The sequence below is a fragment of the Mesorhizobium sp. M7A.F.Ca.ET.027.03.2.1 genome (genome assembly GCF_003999175.1).
Taxonomy (GTDB): domain Bacteria; phylum Pseudomonadota; class Alphaproteobacteria; order Rhizobiales; family Rhizobiaceae; genus Mesorhizobium.
On record NZ_RZOM01000564.1, the window covers coordinates 1 to 3,978 of the forward strand.

The window sequence follows — 3,978 nt, forward strand, 5'->3', positions numbered from 1 at the left end:
CAGTAATAGACAAAGCAACACTATAAATCATATAGTCCTCTTTGCGCCACGGTGGCGTCGGAGGAAAGCAATGGAAAGTGGGCTTGTGGAAATTGTCGGCGCTGTTGTTGCCGAAGAGGCAGGCCGCGTGCTTGTGCGGATTGGTGAGACCAGGGTTTGGCTACCGAAAGCCGAGGTTAATCCTCTGCCTTGCGACGACGAGTGAGAAAGGGATTGGGAATGAAGGTCCGGATTTTCAGTGAAGAGTTGGACGGTAGTGGCGTCGAGGCCGACTGGCCCGCCATTCCTCGAATTGGAGAAGTCGTTTGTTTCAAACACACGGGCGGAACGTCAAATCTCGGAGTACAGGACGTCCGCTGGCAGGTAGACACCAACGGCTCTTTCAAGGAAGTTGAGGTTCATCTCACCTTCGGGGATATCGCGCCGCGAATCTAATCCCAGTTAGCCACGCGGAAGCCGAACCGCCGCGTGGCACTTTCTTTGTACCAGTCACAATAAAGCTATTGTGCCAGAAGGCCTTTTCGTGGCCACTTGTAGCGTATGTATATGAGGGGATGGTTCCTTTTCGCGATCTCGTGACCCTGTAATAGTGAGGGGATTGCCGCTTTTGCCGGTTTTCATGGTGAATGTAAGTGAGGGGTAGGGAAACCGCGATCTCACAACCTGTATAGGTGAAGGGCGCCGCATTTCGCGATCGAGCCCGGAGTATAGTGAGAGGGTTCCGTTTTTCGAGTTGAGCCCGGAGTGCAGTAAGGGGGGTCCATTTTCTGCCCTTCAGCCCGGAGTATAGTGAGGGGCTGGTACGCACCACATTCCCCAAAGTCCCTGTATAGATAGGAAGGCTGGTTATAACCAATCAGCCGCCAAGGCGCTTATAGGTAGGAAGTCTTGATACGTACCAGTTTGGCGCCAGCGCGCTTATAGGTAGGTAGCCACACAGTTTCAGTTCAGGCGGGGTTATCCTGCGGCGCGGCCAGCGTCGTCTAAGCCCATGTGCGGCCCGCCGATCTTAACATTCCGCGCATGTGCATCTGGCAAGCCTTACCGGACTTGTGAAACTGGCGAGCCGTCCTTTCGGGGACGCTTGGGAAGCGGTCAGCGGGATGCTGATCGCCTCCCCTTTTTTATTCAAACGAACTTCTAACAGATTGAAAGGAGGCAGCGATGCCGACCTATGCGGAGCGCTGCTTTTCCGTCGAAGAAGCGGCAAGCCTGGCCGGCCTGCGGCGAGGCAATCTGGACGTGATTATCCATCGCCTCAAGGATGGCGCGGAATGCCTATTCGCAGGCAAGCGCGGCGGCAGGCGGTGGTTCTCAATCAAGGACATTACCGTGCTTGCCGTGGCGCGCGAGCTAGAGCGTAGCGGCATGGTGCTGCTTACTGCCGTTGCCACGGCATTCGAGCACTTGCAGCAACCACCAGACCCCGACGCCATCCTGATCGTACCGACCGGCACGGTTAGCGCCACAAGCGGACGGATCATCGCTGACCGCGATGTGGCGCGGCTGCTTGTCGAGAAATCTCAAACACTAATCCCAATCGGCGCCATTGCCGGCCGGGTAACTGAAGCGTGCGCGGAGATGTACAAGAATGCTGCTTGATGATCTCAAGTCGGACGTGACGGCTGCGCTTGCCGGCGAGTTACGCAGCGCTGTGCTTTGGCAATACAGCGTGGTCGATGATGGCCATGGTAACGAGGTGCCTGGCTATGACACGTCCTATCCATGTGAGGGCGTGCGCGGCTCGTATGACGCGCAGTATGCGGGCCAGTCGGGCATCCCGCGCACCGATGCAAAGATTGAACTGCTCGTCGGCACGCTGGCCGCAACACCCAAGGCACTGGACAAGGTCTACATCGACGGCGCGTGGTGGATTGTCGTCAACATTGCGATCGATCCCGCAAGTGTGATGTGGGTGTTGCAATGCTCGATCACGAGCGCGGCGCCATGAGCGCGAAAGCGGTTCCAATACCCCCGAAACGCAAGAAAGTGGATACCGGCGTCTACCTGTTGCGTTCTCTTTCCCGAAAAAAATCGGGGACAAAATCGGCGGCCGAAATCGCCATTGCCTTCCTCGAAACCCTGAAAATTCCAGAGGGTCCGAACGCCGGCAAGCCACTAAAGCTCGCCGGTTTTCAGAAAAGCTTTGTCCGCGGTGCTCTCGATCCGGCGAACATGGTGGCTTGCCTGTCGATCGGCCGCGGCAACGCGAAGACGGCCCTCTCGGCTGGTCTGGCCGCTGCTGCGGTAATGGGGAAATGGGACTCGCAGCCCAAGCGCGAAATTATCCTGGCTGCCCGTAACAGGGATCAGGCGAAAACGGCCTTCAATTTCATTGTCGGCTTCATCGAGAGCTTGCCGGATGAGGAGCAAGAGCTTTTCACAATCCGGCGCGGCTCGCGGCTGGAGGTGGAATACAGCGGCAACGGTGGCGGCCTGGCTCGCTGTATCGCAGCGGATGGCCGTTCGATCTTGGGCGGTGCACCAAACCTTGCGATTCTAGATGAGCGGGCGGCATGGGAACGCGAAAAAGGCGACCTGCTCGAAAACGCTATCTTGTCCGGCCTTGGCAAGCGTGGCGGCAAGGCCCTTATCATCTCAACCAGCGCGCCGGACGATGCGAACACCTTCAGCCGCTGGTTGGATGAGCCGCCACCCGGCACGTACGTGCAGGAACACCGCCCGGCCTTTGGGCTTCCCGCAGACGACGCGGAAAGCCTTCTGGTAGCCAATCCTGGCGCCGCTGAGGGCATTGGCGCTTCGCTTGAATGGTTGCAGGCGCAAGCTCGCCGGGCAATCGCCAGAGGCGGCTCGGCGCTATCGTCGTTCCGCAATCTCAATCGGAACGAGCGTGTCTCGACCGAAGATCGCAGCGTGCTTGTTACGGTCGACGAATGGCTTGCCGCTGAGGTGGCACCCGATGCGCTACCGGCACGCGAGGGTGAGTGCGTCCTTGGCGTCGACCTTGGCGGTTCCCGTTCGATGTCGGCAGCGGCGCTGTATTGGCCTGCCACGGGCCGTCTGGAGGCGGTAGGCACCTTCCCGACCAAGCCCGGTCTTGCTGATCGTGGCGCGGCTGACGGCGTGTCTGGCCGCTATACGGAGATGCAGGAACGGGGCGAACTCACCACGCTCGGCGAAAACACCGTTCCGCCCGGCCTATGGCTCGCCGAAGTCGTCAAACTAGCGGACGGCGCGACCATCTCCTGCATTGTCGGCGACCGGTTTCGACATGCCGAATTCGTGGAAGCCATGCAGGGCGCCGGTCTATCGCGCGTGCCGTTCATCTGGCGCGGTTTCGGTTGGAAAGACGGCTCCGAAGACATCGAACGGTTCCGCCGCGCGCTGTTTGACGGGCATGTGCAAACCCGCCCGTCGCTGCTGCTGCGCTCCGCGATGGCCGATGCGATCACGCTTATCGATCCCGCCGGGAATCATAAGCTAGCAAAGGCCCGTTCGCTGGGCCGCATCGACGCGGCTGCGGCGGCAATCCTGGCTGTGGCGGAAGGCAACCGGCGAGCCGCCAGGCCCGTCAAGAAGGCGCGTGCCGCTTCGTGGGTATGAAGCACGGTCGCGCCGGATACTCCGTATACCGCTCGGCGCAATGGCAAGCCCTGCGGCTCGAGGCCAAGCGCCGCGACGGTTTTAAATGCACCGGCTGCGGCGCCAGCGGCCGGTTGGAAGTGCATCACAAGATTTCGGTGCGGCAGGCACCGGAACTCGCCTTTGACTTGGGCAACGTCACCTGCCTCTGCCCGACCTGCCACACCAAAGCAACGAATGCCGAACGCGGCATTAAACCAAACCCCGAGCGTGAAGCTTGGGCGTCTCTACTTGAAAGGAAGCTAAGTGCTTGAATCTGTAAAAATCCAGCGCCGTCAGTCCGAAATTCGCCAGTCTCTGGCCGAACTGGTCGGTAAGGAGAAGCCGTCCGCCGACGAAGCCGCCGCAATGGCCGGCATGGACGCGGAATATCGC

Annotated in this window: 5 protein-coding genes; all 5 read left to right on the forward strand. The window is 59.8% G+C overall.

Annotated features, from left to right (window positions below):
* The first annotated feature begins 219 nt into the window (after positions 1 to 219).
* The 5 genes from EN750_RS39560 (at position 220) to EN750_RS22255 (ending at position 3,857) form a co-directional block, all read left to right on the forward strand.
* Positions 220 to 435 carry a hypothetical protein gene (locus EN750_RS39560; RefSeq protein WP_189526376.1) on the forward strand — a complete coding sequence of 72 codons (216 nt, stop codon included), beginning with the start codon at positions 220 to 222 and terminating at the stop codon, positions 433 to 435.
* Between the two features lie 729 nt (positions 436 to 1,164).
* Positions 1,165 to 1,602, forward strand: coding sequence for a hypothetical protein (locus EN750_RS22240; protein ID WP_127397653.1), 438 nt, complete (start codon positions 1,165 to 1,167; stop codon positions 1,600 to 1,602).
* Positions 1,592 to 1,951 (forward strand): hypothetical protein, encoded by a 360-nt coding sequence (locus EN750_RS22245; protein ID WP_127397654.1) that lies wholly within the window; start codon positions 1,592 to 1,594, stop codon positions 1,949 to 1,951. The genes EN750_RS22240 and EN750_RS22245 overlap by 11 nt, the downstream gene beginning before the upstream one ends.
* Positions 1,924 to 3,564 carry a terminase large subunit gene (locus tag EN750_RS22250; protein WP_127397655.1) on the forward strand — a complete coding sequence of 547 codons (1,641 nt, stop codon included), beginning with the start codon at positions 1,924 to 1,926 and terminating at the stop codon, positions 3,562 to 3,564. The genes EN750_RS22245 and EN750_RS22250 overlap by 28 nt, the downstream gene beginning before the upstream one ends.
* Complete coding sequence (locus EN750_RS22255; RefSeq protein ID WP_127397656.1) at positions 3,561 to 3,857, forward strand: HNH endonuclease signature motif containing protein; 297 nt, start codon at positions 3,561 to 3,563, stop codon at positions 3,855 to 3,857. The genes EN750_RS22250 and EN750_RS22255 overlap by 4 nt, the downstream gene beginning before the upstream one ends.
* Positions 3,858 to 3,978 lie beyond the last annotated feature (121 nt).